Raw genomic sequence first — 14,059 nt, forward strand, 5'->3', positions numbered from 1 at the left:
TGATGGCGGTGATGGGGACCAGGTACCGGGCGGTGGTGACGGTGCGGCCGGTGCCAACCCTGCACGAACCCTGAGCCGGCCGTTGGGCTCGCCCTCGTCCAGCTCGGAGCGCGCCCAGGCCGGAGGCCGCAGCCCGACTCCCGGACCGCAGCGGATCGTCGCCATCGTCGTATCTTCCTCGCTCTCCTTCAACCGCCCCGACCCGGGGCCGTGCTGGAGAGCCTGCAGGGGTACCCCTTGGCCGCGGTCTAACGGTCGCCCCTCGCAAAGCAGGTCAAGGAGAAATGTGGAGTGCGCGGCTGTGGGGTCGACCTGGTCAGGGGGCAGCGGCCGGGTTCGTCACCGTCGATCCAGCGGTAGTGGGAGTCGCACGAGCAGGTCATCGCCCAGCCGTTACATGATGTTGTCCGTGCCTGCGCCTGCCAGCGACAACGGGAGGGCGGCCCACTCGGGGCGCTGCGCCTTCAGCAGTGATCGGACCAGCGTCTCGTCGACCGGGATCTCATTCTCGTGAAGCGTTACGTGGGAAGTCTCATCGCGGATGGAACCGCGCGCCAGTGACTTCATCAACGTCGGAGTAGCCAGCGTGAGATGGGGCTGAGCACACGACGACCGCGCCGTCACTCCATGCGGCCCCTGGCCGTGCGGAGCAGGTCGAGGGCGGAGGCGACGGTGACCTCCGATCCGTCGATCCGGTTGCTGTAGCCCGCGATGCGCAGGCAGTGGCCGTGGTACGGACCCCCGATGACCACACGTCCGTTGTCGTCGATCTTGTACGCGTCGGCGTCGATCTCCGGCGCGGGCTGCGATTTCGGCTCGGTGCAGTACGTCCCGGCGGTGTCCGACCTGAAGGACACCGTCCAAAAATCCTGGGGGGACTTCGGGGGCCGGTAGCGGCACTCGAACCCGTTCGGTCCTTCCGAGCCCGCCGCCACGAGCGGAACGCCGACCGACTTCTCCACCACGGCCTTGGGCAGCATGTCGCAGGGGCGTTTCCACGAGACGGGCGCCTCGTCGCCGCCGCTGCCGCACCCGGTGAGCACGAGCAATGCGCCCATCGCCAAGGCACTCACCCGACGCCCGGTCAAAGCGCCTCGCGTATCGAACGGCCGTCCGGGCACACGGTGTTCCGGAGGTTCGTAGCCATGGTCCCCCTGCTTCTGGTCCGGCTGCTCACACTGATTCTCTTCGGCGCCGGATTCGCGGTCAAGATCCTGTGGTGGGTCGCGATCGCCGTCCTGGCCATCTGACTGCTCGGCTTCGCGGCCCGTCCGAAGGGGAGCAGCGGCCGCTGGTACCGCTGGTAGTGCGCGGCCTGCACCCGGAGTTGAGGCGGTGCGTTCTTCCCAAGCCGCCACCGGGCAGGGCACCGGAAGGGGGTCCGGTATGGCCCCTGGTCCGCGCGGTTTGTGTGACGACGCAGCTCAGTTGGCGAATGGTGTCGGCGTACGCTTCAAAGTGGCCCTGGCAAGATTTCCGTGAAGCTGGGGTGTGCGACTGTCTGTCGGTGACACTCCGTTACTGGTAGTTGCGTCGGAGTATGGCCATGTGGATGACGCGGTGGCGGAGCAGTGGGACTCCGGCGCGGCCGGCCATGATCCGTTTCTGAAGCTTGAGGTCGGTGATGCGGCCTTCGTTGACGCCGGAGCTGAACGGGGTGGTGATGCCCTGCACGACGGCGGGCTGGTCCTCCCGGATGGCGCTGGCCAGGCTGGCCAGGGGCGGGAGGCGTGATTGTGTGAGGTGTTCGAGCCAAGCCGGTAGCGGGGCGGCGTCGCGGGTGTCGAGCATGGCGGCGAACTGGCGCACCAGATCGTGGGTGCGGTCCAGTTCCGGGCAGTGCTCGAACAGCCGGCGGAGTCCCTCGGAGGCATGCAGGCTGCGTCGGGAGGGTGTGGTGGTGATCCATCGGGCGACTTTGCGGGGCGATGGGGGTCGCTCGCGCGGCGTGTCGATCGGCAGGCCTCGACGCAGCGGTGCGACGGCCATCTTGATCCGCTGGTAGTGGCCGCGGTAGCCCTTGGCGAGGAGTTCTTGGTGCAGAACCGTGGCGTTGTGCTCGCCTTCTTCCCAGCGTTGTTGCAGGTGCTCCAGGTAGGGGTCGAGTTTGGTGGGTCGGCGGGGCCGGGTGTTTCGTACGCATTCCTGCCAGGTGGCTGCTCGGGCGTACTTGCTCACGGTGCGGCGGTTCAAGCCCAGCTCGCGGGCTATGGCGTTGAGCGATCGGCCGGTGCCGGTCACCGCGTGCACGGCCTCGAACAGTCGCTTCGCATGGCGTCGGGCCGGGGTATCGGCCTCGTCGGACGGTCTCACAGGCTCGGCCTGTGACGGCGCTGCTTCGGGCTCGGGCACCGCAGCCGGAAGACAGCCGCGGTGGGCGGCGGCGATGTCCCCGACCCGCTTCGACAGCCCCTGCCACAGGTGAAAGCGGTCGCTGACCTGCACCGCCTCCGGAGCGCCCTCGGTGATGCCCTGTCGGTAGACCAGCGAACCGTCCCGGCAGACGACCTCAACACCGGGGTGCGTCCGCAGCCAGGCGGCCAGTTGCTCCGCCTCGCGTCCCTCCCACAGCTCGATCGGCAACCGGGTCCCCGCATCCACCAGCAGGGTGCCGTAGACGTCCGCATACAGCGCGAAGTCGTCCACGCCCAGGACCCGCGGCGTCGCAGCCTGCGGAAGAGGTAGACGCATCAGGTGGAACAGCACGCTGGTCCGCGACATCGGCACCTTCAGGATCTGCAGCAATCGGGCGCCGCCGCGACCGGCGAGCAGCACGCCGGCCATCTCCACCAGATGCTGCAGCAGAGGGCTCCGGCGCCGGTAGCGCCCGGTCAGCCCCTCGACCTGCTCGGCGAACGTCCGCCGGCCGCAGCCCGGGCTGTCACAGAACAACCGCCGCACGGAAAGTTCGATCAGCACCGGACGCCCACCGACAGCCACATCGGCCAGCGTGCGGCAGTAGCGGCTGTGCAACCGCGCGGAACCGCGGCCGCAGTCCGGACAGACCACCGTCGATTCGCGCGTGCAGGCCGCAACGCGGACCACGCCGCCATCCACCCACACCCGCTCCACCCGCACCGCACCGAGGTGCGGAGACACAATCCGTACGAGGTCATCACACTTGCCGACTGTCCCGCTGCCCATGACGGAGCGTCACGGGCGCACGGTGGCACACCCCAGCTTCACGGAAATCTTGCCAGGGCCATGTTCGGGTGTACGCCGACAGCACGGTGCCATTGCCGAGGCCATCACGGTCAACCACCTGGAAAGGGCGCGATGTTAGACACCGAAGGCGTGGGCGTCTTCCTCGGGATGGACGTCGGCAAGACCGCCCACCACGGTCACGGGCTCACCCCGGCCGGGAAGAAGGTCTTCGACAAGCCGATGCCCAACAGCGAACCGAAGCTGCGGGCCGTCTTCGACAAACTCAAAGCCAAGTTCGGCACCGTCCTGGTCATCGTGGACCAGCCCGCATCCATAGGCGCCCTGCCTCTGACCGTCGCCCGCGACGCCGGCTGCCAGGTCGCCTACCTGCCCGGACTCGCGATGCGACGGATCGCCGACCTCTATCAAGGCGAGGCGAAGACCGATGCGCGCTGGAGCTGACCAACGAGATCACCCCCGAGCTCACGGTGCTGACCGGCTTCGACCAGGACCTCGCCGCAGAGGCCACCCGCACCTCCAATCGGATACGCGGTCTGCTCACCCAGTTCCACCCCAGCCTCGAGCGGGTCCTGGGCCCGCGGCTGGACCACCCCGCCGTCACCTGGTTCCCCACCGCCGCCCACCTCGCCTCCTACGCCGGCCTCGCCCCCACGACCAGGCCGTCCGGGACCTCGATCCACGGCGAACCCGCACCCAGAGGAGGAAACCGGCAGCTCAAACGCGCCATGTTCCTCTCCGCCTTCGCCTGCATGAACGCTGCCCCGGCCTCCCGCACCTACTACGACCGACAAAGAGCCCGGGCAAAACCCACACCCAAGCCCTCCTCCGCCTCGCCCGCCTACGCATCCGTGTCCTGTTCGCGATGCTCCGAGACGGCACGTTCTACGAGTCAAGAACCTGCACCGTCACCCTCGCCGCATGACCTTCTCAAATCGCTTCAAACTCGGCACCAGGTCCTTGGCGAAAGACATAGAGACACCCCCAACGGAACTGCTGAGGCTGGCGTGAGACGGCCCCGCCGAGTGCGGCGAGGCCAGAGCACGGCTACGGTGAACGGCCTGTCCGCGGACTGGCCGCTGCTGTCGCTCGTCACGACCGTGATGGTGTCGGTGGCGCTGCCGCAGAAGCCATGGGGTGCGCCGATGGCGGTGATTTCGCCCCGGCTGTTGTTGAGCGTCGCGACGACCGCCGCGCTGGCCAGGTCGATGTTGGGGTCCGAGACCTTGACGCAGTACACGCCCGCCTGATTGGTGCCGGTCCCCCGGGTCACGACGTCGACGTTCTTGGATCCGAGAAGCGACGCGGTGCCACTGACCTTCGCGGCGGCGCGAGCGTACGGGCCTCCATGCCGGCGGCTGCGGCAGTACCGGACAGAACGACCAGTGACGTCACGGCGCCAAGGGCAAGGGCGACCACTCGGCTGGAACTGGAGGCAGACAATCGCATGTGCCTGCTTCTTTCTCGGCCACGAGCACGCTGAAGAAGCGGAAGGTGGCCCGACTCCTGCCGCACGGCGCCAGTCCCGCGAAGTCGGCCGGGGCGCGACCGCGTCGTGGACGGTGCTGGCCGACCCTGAGGGCGACGAGTTCTGCGTCCTGGCGTCCCACCGGGCCTGAGGCCGCCCGAGGCGGTGGCTCATGACCGGTACGGATGACCCCGGCGGTGCTGCTGCGCGGCCCCGACCGCACGCCTCGCAGCCCGGAAACGGTGTACGGCCCAGCCCACACTGAGCACAGCGGCCGTCCAGACGATGGCCTCGGCGACAACGATCGCCGGGGTCACGGTGAGATGCGGCCGGGGCGGCAGAAGGACCATCTGCACGGCGGCGCCCACCGGAACCGTCAACGCGGCGAGCAGGCCTACCAGTCCGGGCCGCCTGATGGACGCGCCCACCACACCCAGGACCGACCCGAGGACCAGACCTGCCGCCCACCATCTGATCATGTCCATCGCGTAGAAGGAGAGCGGGTCCCCCAGGACGAAGGCGTCCGTCACGTAGTACGCACCCGTGGCCGCGATCAGCGACACGGCCCCGGCCAGGGCCCCTTGGGCCCTGGCCCCCACCCGCCAGCCGACGGCCACCGCCAGCGCGGCCCAGGACCAGCCGGAATCCATCAGCAGGCTGAGGACCTTCGCGGCACCGGCCCAGACGGTGCCAGCGAGGGGGACTCCGAGGGCCACGTACGGCGACGAAAGTGCGTTCATGAGCGAGGTGGCCGCCCCGAACCCCACCCCGGCCGCGATACCCCTCAACACGACGGCCTCAATATGATCTTCATACGGGAGACGATATCCGGCCTGCCCGTAGCGACCGCGCATCCTCTGCGACCGGATCCTCACCCGTCCCGTTCGCCCCAGCCGAACAGCTCGTCCGCCGGTGCGTTGACCCGAAGGATGGCGGATCGGTCTCAACGGAGCGGGCAGGCCAGTGTCAGCCGATGGATTCGGGTATGCCGCAGCGCCCAGCCCGGCGAACCGGGTGCCTCTGCCCGGTGCGGTCGCGAAGATCACCGACGGTAACCGGCAGTGGCGCAAGACGCGCCGGTCCACTGCGGTCTGCGCCAGCCTGGTGGCCGCGGGTGCCCTTGCCGCCGTGTTCAGTTCGCTTCCGGGCGTCGCCGTCTTCGTCGCCGTGGCGGTCCGCTCTGGAACGGACGGTCGTCACGCGACCGGTCTGCCGCAACCGACACGCTCCTGAAGCGGAAATGGCTGATCCTGTGATCTCAACTCAGAACGGGCCTAGTCCCGCAACCCGCCCCGACCTCGCACCGCCCTCCACCGCACCATCAACCACCGGCCGAACGCACAGGCCCGACCGCCGCCCCCTGGGGGCCGGGGCGGATATCGCGGACCACTGACCGGCCATCACCGGCCGAGCCGCTTCACCGGCGTCTGGCGAGCACCGCTCACGCCGGACGCCGCAACCCGCCCTGACCAGCTAGTCAACCGCTCCGGGCGGCATGCTCCTCTACACCGATGGCGCTGGGCAGGATGCCGTGCCGTTTGTGTTTTCCCGAGTAGTACGGGGTGTCGGCGGCGATCCGGTCGATCGGCAGCAGGGTGCCGTCCAGGATCACGAACGCCTTTCTCCGGGCGGTCTTCACCGCCTCGTCCAGGCCCGGCGCGAGAGCAGCCTGGGCGAGGAAGTCGATGATCTCTTCCCGCTGGCCGCCTGCGTGTTGCCCATCGTGTGCCGGAAGTGCCGCGAGCCGGTGAGGACGTTGAACTCGGCCTCCTCGGCGGAGGGGATGTTGACGATCAGGTGAGGCCCTTGAGCTGGCCGGCAGCCTTCTTGATCTGCTTGCGGATCGGGGCGAGCGCCTCGGACCGGGGCTGGCCGCTGGTCATCGTGCTCGACAACCCTGGCGGCCGGCCGATCCCGTTCGACTCCCCGCACCTGATCCTTTCCGCCATGTACGGCAACCTCACCCTTCTGGCTCCGGTCTTGGCAGACGGGGTGCTGGGCGACTTCCGCGACGTCGCGGGCCGCAACGGCACCCTGCGCAACGACCACCCGTACGTCAGCGCCGTAGCTGTCGTACGCCGTAAGGACCACGCGGCGCAGTGGGCGGGAGCCTGGTTCGACGAGAACCGGGCGCGGTTCGGTGAAGAGGCCCAGGCGATGGTGGCCGCATTCGCCGAGGCGAGCCAGGGCGCGCCGGAAGGGGACGATCTCTTCCTGGAAATCTTCGAGACGCTCAGCACTGAGGCCGTCCCGCTGCCTCGCGAGGTGTTCAACGGCCCTCGGGACCGCCGGTGGATCCCCAACACCGATCGGACCGCGCTCATCCCATGACTGTCTAGGCGGCGCGGTCACAGGGCGCCGTCGTGGGATCGGCCTGGCGGCGACTGGCTACGCCACGGGGGCGGTGAGCCTTCCCGCGCGAATCGCGTCGAGCAGCGCGCCCTTGACCTGGGGCGGCATCAGGTTCAGTGCCTCGATGGCCTCAGCGGTGAGCGGGACCGCCTCGAGCAGGTACTCGCCGCGGTCGTCGCGCGCGAACTCCGGGCCAGTGCGGTCGTCGAAGTTCCATACGACGATCTGGGCGAGGTAGAAGTGCTCGATCTCGCCCTTGTCGTTCTCCAGCTGGCAGAAGGGGTGCAGGGTGACGGCTTCGCCGGCGATCTCCTCGCGGACCTCCCGAAGCAGTGCGGCTTCCAGGTCGGCGTCCTCGGGCTCGACGCCGCCGCCGACGAGGACCTGGTACGGGGGGATGCCGGGGCGGATGCGGTTGATGACGAGCATGGTGCCGTCGGTGGTGAGCAGGATGGCGCGGACGCGCTCCTTCATGGGCTTCTCCCTGGTGGTCGTGGTGGGTCAGTGGGGCATCCAGCCGCCGTCGATGGTCAACGACTGGGCGGTGATGAGTGATGCGTTGGGGTTGGCGAGGAAGGTGATGGCGGCGGCGACGTCCTCGGGCTGGCCGCGGCGGGGACGCACTGGCGGGCGATCTGGTCCTCGGGCCTGGCGCGGCGGGCGGAGAGGTCGTTCTCGGCGGGGAAGCGGCAGCCCGGTCTCCTCCGCACGTGACGGGCCAGCGTCGTCTTCCCGGCACCGGGCGGCCCAGTCACGACGATCAAGATCGGGGAGGTCATGCGCCCAGTGTCCCAGCGCCCCCCGGCACTAGGCATACAGACTTCGGGCCCAGTCTGCCGAAAGGCGCGGCACGAGCACACGATCTCACCCATCATCGTCTCCTGCCCTGCCGCCCTCCCCTGCCTGAGGAGTATCCGTATGCACCGGCACGCCGCCCTGCGCACCCTGGCCACAGCCGCCGCCCTCACCCTTGCCAGCGCCTGCCACCCCGACGCCAGCACCGCCACGCCCTCGACCAGTCCCACCCCCACCCCCTCACCCACGTACAGCGGTCCCGCCTGGGACGCCTACCAGGCCGGCCAGGCCTTCGGCCGCGCCAACCAGGACACCGCCCGGATACCCGCCAGCGACGCCGCCCAGAACCCCGACGGCACCGCGTTCGGAGCCGTAGCCGCGGACCAAAAGAACGCGAGCCGGTGGTGCAGCAGCCATCTCCCCAAAGACCTCGGCGCCACCCACCGCAGCTACCTCAAGGCCCTCGTGGGAGGATGCATGGACGGCGTCCTCCCCGACTACCTCTCCCCCAAGAACCCATCGCTGTACTTCTGAAAGCTGCCAAGTGCCCGCCCAAGCCCGCCCCTCCTGGGTGCAGAGCACCAGCGGCTCGCCGGGAAACTCGTTGGCGAACCAGCCGAGCGCCGCCGTGCATGCCTCAAGGGCGTACCCACGTCCCCATGCCTCCGGCAGGAGCATGTAGCTGAGCTCGGCCTCGCCGGCATCAGCATGGACGTGCCCAGGACGCTCAGCGTCCCGCCGGTCGAGCGTGACGATGCCGATCATCGCCCCGTCGTGATCGAGCACGAACACGCCGGGGCGCCGCCCGGGTACTTCGGGCACTGCATTCTCAAGCTCAGCACGTGGTCGGGGGCCACCGAGGTACGTCCGCACCTCTGACGAGGCGAACAGGTCGATGAACGCCGCACGGTCCCGGGCCACAGACGCGTGGAGCAGGAGCCGCTCGGTCCGCAACGGGGCGGGCGGCCAGACAACGGGCCCAAGCTCAGCCATGACGGCCAACCTACCCGACACCCCCTGGCGGGATCCTCAGGCCCCGACATCACGCCTTCAACCTCAGTAACCAAGGACATCCGTCGGGCTGCAGGCAAAATGCGGTTCCCAACCGGCTCGCGCCGCACCTACCCCTTCCCCGCGCACCAGGCCGTGTCCGTCTACGGCGTCAGCTCGTCGCGAAGGCGCAGGTGGTCGGTCTACGCCGCGAAGCGGTGTCTGTTCTGCGCCGGCCGCATGCGAGGCCTCGAAGCGCGTGTGTCGTGTTGCGGTGCAGCCTTCGAACAGGCCATCCGGCAGGCCGCGGTCGCCGTCACAGACGGGCTCCTTGCCCATGACGGCGGCGGTCGGGTCGCCGACGGTAGGGCTGCGGGTGCCGGACGCCAGCGGACGGATAAGCGAGTGCTGTCGGCCCGGCTGCGTGACGGCAACGTGTGACGGCGGCCGATGCCCGGCCGACAGCACCTCGAGGGAGGACGCCACCCACTCGGCTGGCGGGTTCCTCGCCTAGCCCCATCCCACCCGATCCGCCCGCGATGCACACCCACGACCCGCCCCACACCTCCAGCAACCACCCGCACAGACCCTGATGCCGCGCGCCGCGGGCCGGCGCGGCGAGTACAGGACGGGAAGGCCTGCCCGTACGGGGACAGGCGAAGACCCGGCCGGGGCGCTGCATCAATGCGCGGCCGCCCCCCGGTACGGCAGAACGGGCGGCCCGCACCAGAGGAGCCGCGTGCCCGTACGCCGGACCCTGGTCCGTTGGGTGGTTGGGCGGCCCGGTGCTACTGCCGCCAGAGCGCTCTGGTCACCGGGCCTCGCCCGCGCACGCCCTATCGACGCGGACTGCGCCCGACCATAGCCGCGGCAAGTCGGCGCCCGGTATCACAAGCACAGCGTTCGGCGTCGTGGGTGACATGTGGCGGCGATGGTTGACGCCTGACGCTGACACCGGCCGCTCCCCGCCGCGGCTCTCCCCCTTCTCGGAACCCCGCACCGTCCACCGGAAAGGAGCCCGGATAGGGTCCGGTCCCATCAGGACGCGCTGTGCCAGCAGCATTCTGGCCGTCCATGCGCGGCTTGGCGCAGCGGCCGGCGGCGGACCCGGTGGGGGTGTCGGTGCGGGGGTTTGCGGGCTGTTCCAGTCCCGGCGGGGCTGTGTGAAGCCCTGATGCATGGCGCTCGACGAGCGCTCTGCTCTATTCGGCCTCACACTTTGGAGTGCTCTCAAGTCTCCCCAGCGAGCGTCCAGGCAGATAGTCCGCACTCCCTTCGGGAGGCACCGTGGTCTTGATAGCCGTGTGTGTACCCGTGTTCATGATGCTTTTCATGCTCGGGATGGATGTGTTCGAGAACTTCATGTCTCAACCGCCCGCGGAGGACACCGACCGGCGGCAACCATCCGCTGCTGGGGAGCCAGGACGTCCGGTGGAGGAAGGGCTGAAATGAGCCCTCGGCAGATCAGAGGCGCGCTGGGACTCCTCGTCCCGCTTCCGGTGCGGGAACCGTAGCGGCTCAGGCGCCGGGTCATGAGGGTCCCCGAGGGACGCCGCGACCACCGCCGCGTTCCTCCGCACGAGGGTGTACCGGCCGGAGAGCTTGGTGTGGCTGGAGGGCTACCAGGCCCTGCTGCGGTGAAGGGCCGAGAACGACATCACCGGCCTCTACGCCGTGCCTTACGACACGGAGAGCGAGGTCGGCATCACCAAGGCGTTCACCCTCGGCCGGTGGGTGCACCAGCAGCGCAAGGCCCTGCGCGCCGGGGAGCTGGAGGAGCGACGCAAGGAGCTGCTGGACGCGCCGGAAACCGGGATGGTCTGGGAGCCGAGCGAGGAGGCGTTGGGAGGCCAAGCTCGCCGCACTCTGGTGATACCGGAGGGCCACCGGTCACCTGGCACCTCGCCGGGACGCGATGTGGGGCGAGGACGACGGGATGGTGCCCATCGGCATGTACATGGCCAACCTCCGCCGCAAGGACCCCAAGAACGGACTCGGGAAGAACGAGGACACCGCGACCACCCGGGCCGCGCAGCTCGCCGGCGATCGACAAGGACCGGAACTGCCCCTGGCCCCTGGACTGGCAACGCCACTACCGCATCCTGGCGGACCTGGTCGACACCGACGGCGTCCTGCCTACATGGCACCCGGCGTCCTCATGGACGGCGACGACATCGGAAAGTGGCTCCAGCAACAGAAGCAGCTGGCCCCGCCTGCCCGCACTGCCGGCCCGACGCCGCCCTCCGCATGCTGGAGTGAGCGGACCACGGCACGGTGAAGGGGATGAGCCCCCGCTCCACGCGTGATCGTCTATCCGCCGGACGCCCAAGGCGCCGCGTCCGCTGCGACGGCATCCTCGGCCGCGCCCAGGCCGAGGGCCGACATAGCCGCTGGGGCGCATGGGCCGATCTTCCGATCAGCGTCGGCATTCCTCCGGGGGATCCTCCTCGGGCCGCAGACCCAGCATGTCCAGCAGAGCACTGAGGTCCGCAGGACCGATGGCCCTGGATGCAAGCACGCGGCGGGCAGCAGCGCGGTCCACGGCCCCCGCCCGCGCCAGCAGCGCCGGCTCATCACAACCGAATGGATCCTTCATCCCACCGATGCCACCACTGCCGTGGCACTTCCGCACCCGCCACTGCTCCACGCGCCGCTGGCCGCACATCGGCCCTCTCCCGGGCGGATGACCCGATCGGGCGCCGCGGGCACCCGCCCCTGGCGTGACTCAGGTGTGCAGGCGGCCGTCGATGCCGTTCCTGGCTGTCGGCGTGCTCCTCGTCATCGCCGACGTAGTCGTCCAACACGAAAGTCACCTCAACGCACACACCCGGCATATTTCTTCCAGGCCGCCAGGTAGCCCTGTCGGTAGCCCTGTTGATAATCACTCCTGATTTTACCCAGGAAACGTGGGTACTTTTGGCAGCCGTACGGTTCGGCGTCCGCCCGCCCCCGGGCATATCCCTCTCGATATCCCCGCCAGTAATCTTGCGTGACATGCATCCGGTCGTCATATTTTTTGATACCGGGCGGGGGTGGGGGCGTAGGGTCCGTGACTGAGGACACGGCGTTTGTGGGCGACGACACAGTCGCGGCCACGGATGCAACGGGCAATAGCACCAGCGAGGAAAGAATTGACGGAACAAGGAAGGCGAAATATCGCTTGAGGTGTTGCTCTTCACCGCTTTGCATGGCCACCGCCATCGGTGATGTCGTCCCGCGAACGGGAGGCGAAGGTCTTCGCCTAAGCTGTTTGGCCTACAACCAGTCGAACGCCACATGGCGTCGATGGCAAATCGGCCCATGGCTTCGTAGGCGATGACGAAAAGCGTTTGATGTTCCGTTCTCCCGTAGGCCACCACTCACCCGGCCGCCGCGACCGGCCCCGGCGCCGAACCCAGGCACGTCCTCCACCGTGACGTCCAGGCGCAGCCGCTTGAACCTCATTGGGTGGCGGAGGACGCCGCCCCGGTCGACGGCGCGGTCTGCGTTGACCTCCGCGACGAGATCCGGGCGGACCAGCACGACATCCAGGACGTCACGGCTCCCCACGTCGTCGAGGTGAACCGCACACCCTTCCACAGGTGCCCGGGGCCGGTGGGGGCAGATGCTCGCCCACCTGTCGGGCTGCTCCGGGCGCAGCGGGACGGTCCGGCCGACCGCGCGCAGGCGGCCGGCCGGGTCGTGGCGGCCGAGGATCAGGAGCTGCGGGCGGGTGAGGGTGATGGCGCCGATGATGGCTTTGGTGGTGTCGCGGCGGCGGACCTTGGTCCAGCCGCGTACGGAGGGCTGTAGGGCTGGTTCATGCCCTTGGCCACGACGCCTTCGACTCCGGACACATCCGTCCAGGACTCCAGCCATTCGCGCGTTATGGCCGGGTCGGTGGTCATCGGGACGAGGGTCCACGGGGCCGACAAACCGTGCCCGGTGAACAGGTCCTCGAGGCGTGCGCGGCGCTCCCGGTACGGGCGTGCCAGGAGCTCTACCCGGTCCATCTGCAAGACGTCGAATGCCACGAAGTAGGCCGGCCACCGTCCGGCCAGGCCCGGGGCGCTGCGGGCGCGGGCGGCCGCGGCGCTGCAACCCCTCGAAGGAGAGCCGGCCTGCCTCGGCGTCCCAGACCAGAAGTTCGCCATCGAGGACCAGGCCGCCGGGCAGCTGCCCGGCGGCGGCCACCAGATCCGGGAACCGGTCCTGAATCAGAGCCCCCCGCCGGGTCTGCAACACCACCCGCCCGCCCGGGGCGGCCGGCGTGAAGAGGATCGTCCGGTGGCCGTCGAACTTCTGTTATGCGCTGTTGGACAGTTCGAATCTGCGGCTCTCGCGGCTACGCGTCCGTGGTGCCCCGTGCCGCCGGGTCGAGGGAGTCGATGTCCTCCATGAAGCTCAGCATCCGGGTGTTGACCAGGTCGGGGTGGTCGATCTGCGGGCCGTGGCCGGTCGCGGCGACGATCTCGGCGCGGGCGCCGGGGATCAGGCGCGGTACGCGTTCCAGCTGCCGCTTGGGGTGTACGAGCAGGCTGCGCTTGCCCATGATCAGGTAGAACGGCGTCCGGATGGAGCCCAGTTCCGTGTCCGACAGCGGCAGTGGCGCGGGGCGGCGGATCTTGAAGGCCTTCACGCTGGCCTGGATCCACGTACGCAGCTCGGGAACGATGATCACCGGCTGCTCCAGCCATTTGGCGAGGCGGGGGCGCCACGCCTTGGGGGCGTATGTGGCGAAGAGGCTGGCGAAGATCCACACGAAGAAGCGCAGGCCGACCTTCTCCAGACCGCCCGGGTCGAGGGCGGTGACGGAGGCGAGCCGCCCGGGCCGATGGTGGGCCTGGTTGATGACCAGCCAGCCGCCGTACGAGGAGCCGACCAGGTGGACCTTGTCGAGGCCCAGTGCATCGAGGGCCTCGTCCATCCACTGCGCCGCGCGCTCGGGCTGCCACATGGGCTCGCGCTGGACGCTGCGGCCGGGGTCGCCGGGAGTGTCGAGGGCGTAGACGGGGCGCTCGGCGCTCAGCGCGCGGGTGTTGGGGTACCACTGGGCGGAGCAGCCTCCCGAACCGTGTATGAGGACCACGGGTGTGCGTGAGTCGGCTGCCGGGTCGGCGGGGCCGTAGCGGTAGACGTGGGTGGTGCCGAAGCTCGTCTCGACGTCCGTCTCGGAGCAAGCGGGCGCTCCCTTCGCGTAGAGGACGTCGCAGGTGGCGAAGTACCGGTCGCGCAGTTCGTCGCTCACGTAGTGGCCGATGTCGCGGCGCACTCGGGTCGTGTTCTCGGGCACGGGGCACCTCCGGGAAGATC

At 69.3% G+C, this 14,059-nt stretch carries 12 protein-coding genes and 5 pseudogenes; 7 read left to right on the top strand and 10 right to left on the bottom strand.

All coding sequences use genetic code 11. The features are described 5' to 3' along the window. Positions 1-393: 393 nt before the first annotated feature. Together AB5J51_RS00695 and AB5J51_RS00700 are read right to left on the bottom strand one after the other, a co-directional pair. The gene (locus AB5J51_RS00695) at positions 394-567 is read right to left on the bottom strand and encodes a hypothetical protein (RefSeq protein ID WP_369776376.1); all 174 of its coding nucleotides are present in this window, start codon (positions 565-567) and stop codon (positions 394-396) included. Between the two features lie 53 nt (positions 568-620). Beyond that, positions 621-1,058: a hypothetical protein gene (locus AB5J51_RS00700; RefSeq protein WP_369776377.1), complete on the bottom strand. Its 438-nt coding sequence runs from the start codon at positions 1,056-1,058 to the stop codon at positions 621-623. A gap of 87 nt (positions 1,059-1,145) precedes the next feature. On the opposite strand from AB5J51_RS00700, the pseudogene AB5J51_RS00705 reads away from it, so the two are divergent. Then, a pseudogene (locus AB5J51_RS00705) lies at positions 1,146-1,247 on the top strand (hydrophobic protein); the annotation flags it as partial. A gap of 271 nt (positions 1,248-1,518) precedes the next feature. Here the strand turns inward: AB5J51_RS00705 and AB5J51_RS00710 are convergent. Then, positions 1,519-3,099 (bottom strand): ISL3 family transposase, encoded by a 1,581-nt coding sequence (locus AB5J51_RS00710; RefSeq protein ID WP_369776378.1) that lies wholly within the window; start codon positions 3,097-3,099, stop codon positions 1,519-1,521. 177 nt (positions 3,100-3,276) lie between these two features. On the opposite strand from AB5J51_RS00710, the pseudogene AB5J51_RS00715 reads away from it, so the two are divergent. Continuing rightward, positions 3,277-4,087: pseudogene (locus tag AB5J51_RS00715) on the top strand (IS110 family transposase). A 127-nt stretch (positions 4,088-4,214) separates the two neighbouring features. Further along, complete coding sequence (locus tag AB5J51_RS00720; RefSeq protein WP_369776379.1) at positions 4,215-4,412, top strand: hypothetical protein; 198 nt, start codon at positions 4,215-4,217, stop codon at positions 4,410-4,412. 388 nt (positions 4,413-4,800) lie between these two features. Here AB5J51_RS00720 and AB5J51_RS00725 read toward each other — a convergent pair whose 3' ends face one another. Both AB5J51_RS00725 and AB5J51_RS00730 read right to left on the bottom strand, forming a co-directional pair. Continuing rightward, a complete protein-coding gene (locus AB5J51_RS00725; protein ID WP_369776380.1) occupies positions 4,801-5,421 on the bottom strand; it encodes a hypothetical protein in 621 nt (206 codons plus the stop codon). 734 nt (positions 5,422-6,155) lie between these two features. After that, positions 6,156-6,299, bottom strand: a pseudogene (locus AB5J51_RS00730) (IS5/IS1182 family transposase); the annotation flags it as partial. 215 nt (positions 6,300-6,514) lie between these two features. On the opposite strand from AB5J51_RS00730, the gene AB5J51_RS00735 reads away from it, so the two are divergent. Further along, positions 6,515-6,961, top strand: coding sequence for a hypothetical protein (locus AB5J51_RS00735; RefSeq protein WP_369776381.1), 447 nt, complete (start codon positions 6,515-6,517; stop codon positions 6,959-6,961). Positions 6,962-7,018: 57 nt separating this feature from the next. Here AB5J51_RS00735 and AB5J51_RS00740 read toward each other — a convergent pair whose 3' ends face one another. Both AB5J51_RS00740 and AB5J51_RS00745 read right to left on the bottom strand, forming a co-directional pair. Further along, positions 7,019-7,456 carry an NUDIX domain-containing protein gene (locus AB5J51_RS00740; RefSeq protein ID WP_369776382.1) on the bottom strand — a complete coding sequence of 146 codons (438 nt, stop codon included), beginning with the start codon at positions 7,454-7,456 and terminating at the stop codon, positions 7,019-7,021. Between the two features lie 27 nt (positions 7,457-7,483). Beyond that, entirely contained in the window at positions 7,484-7,606 is a 123-nt protein-coding gene (locus AB5J51_RS00745) for an SDR family oxidoreductase (protein WP_369776383.1), read from the bottom strand. Between the two features lie 294 nt (positions 7,607-7,900). Between AB5J51_RS00745 and AB5J51_RS00750 the strand changes: the two genes are divergently transcribed. Next, a complete protein-coding gene (locus AB5J51_RS00750; RefSeq protein ID WP_369780411.1) occupies positions 7,901-8,311 on the top strand; it encodes a hypothetical protein in 411 nt (136 codons plus the stop codon). Positions 8,312-8,344: 33 nt separating this feature from the next. Here AB5J51_RS00750 and AB5J51_RS00755 read toward each other — a convergent pair. Continuing rightward, positions 8,345-8,770: pseudogene (locus tag AB5J51_RS00755) on the bottom strand (GNAT family N-acetyltransferase); the annotation flags it as partial. A gap of 1,536 nt (positions 8,771-10,306) precedes the next feature. Here AB5J51_RS00755 and AB5J51_RS00760 point away from each other — a divergent pair. Together AB5J51_RS00760 and AB5J51_RS00765 are read left to right on the top strand one after the other, a co-directional pair. Further along, a pseudogene (locus tag AB5J51_RS00760) lies at positions 10,307-10,970 on the top strand (helicase associated domain-containing protein); the annotation flags it as partial. A 1,244-nt stretch (positions 10,971-12,214) separates the two neighbouring features. Then, positions 12,215-12,559 carry a hypothetical protein gene (locus tag AB5J51_RS00765; protein WP_369780412.1) on the top strand — a complete coding sequence of 115 codons (345 nt, stop codon included), beginning with the start codon at positions 12,215-12,217 and terminating at the stop codon, positions 12,557-12,559. On the opposite strand, the gene AB5J51_RS00770 is transcribed toward AB5J51_RS00765, so the two are convergent. Then, positions 12,463-12,900 (bottom strand): hypothetical protein, encoded by a 438-nt coding sequence (locus tag AB5J51_RS00770; RefSeq protein WP_369776384.1) that lies wholly within the window; start codon positions 12,898-12,900, stop codon positions 12,463-12,465. The genes AB5J51_RS00765 and AB5J51_RS00770 overlap by 97 nt on opposite strands. A 191-nt stretch (positions 12,901-13,091) precedes the next feature. Further along, on the bottom strand, positions 13,092-14,039 hold the full coding sequence (locus AB5J51_RS00775; protein WP_369776385.1) for an alpha/beta fold hydrolase: 948 nt from the start codon (positions 14,037-14,039) through the stop codon (positions 13,092-13,094). Between the last annotated feature and the right edge of the window lie 20 nt (positions 14,040-14,059).

The sequence above is a fragment of the Streptomyces sp. R33 genome (assembly GCF_041200175.1).
Classification (GTDB): domain Bacteria; phylum Actinomycetota; class Actinomycetes; order Streptomycetales; family Streptomycetaceae; genus Streptomyces; species Streptomyces katrae_B.

What these genes read in the sequence shown, in the direction of transcription:
- AB5J51_RS00750 (WP_369780411.1), top strand. Translation starts at nt 7,901, where the DNA reads ATGCACCGGCACGCCGCCCTGCGCACCCTGGCCACAGCCGCCGCCCTC.
- AB5J51_RS00740 (WP_369776382.1), bottom strand. Translation starts at nt 7,456, where the DNA reads ATGAAGGAGCGCGTCCGCGCCATCCTGCTCACCACCGACGGCACCATG.
- AB5J51_RS00695 (WP_369776376.1), bottom strand. Translation starts at nt 567, where the DNA reads ATGAAGTCACTGGCGCGCGGTTCCATCCGCGATGAGACTTCCCACGTA.
- AB5J51_RS00700 (WP_369776377.1), bottom strand. Translation starts at nt 1,058, where the DNA reads ATGGGCGCATTGCTCGTGCTCACCGGGTGCGGCAGCGGCGGCGACGAG.
- AB5J51_RS00770 (WP_369776384.1), bottom strand. Translation starts at nt 12,900, where the DNA reads ATGGCGAACTTCTGGTCTGGGACGCCGAGGCAGGCCGGCTCTCCTTCG.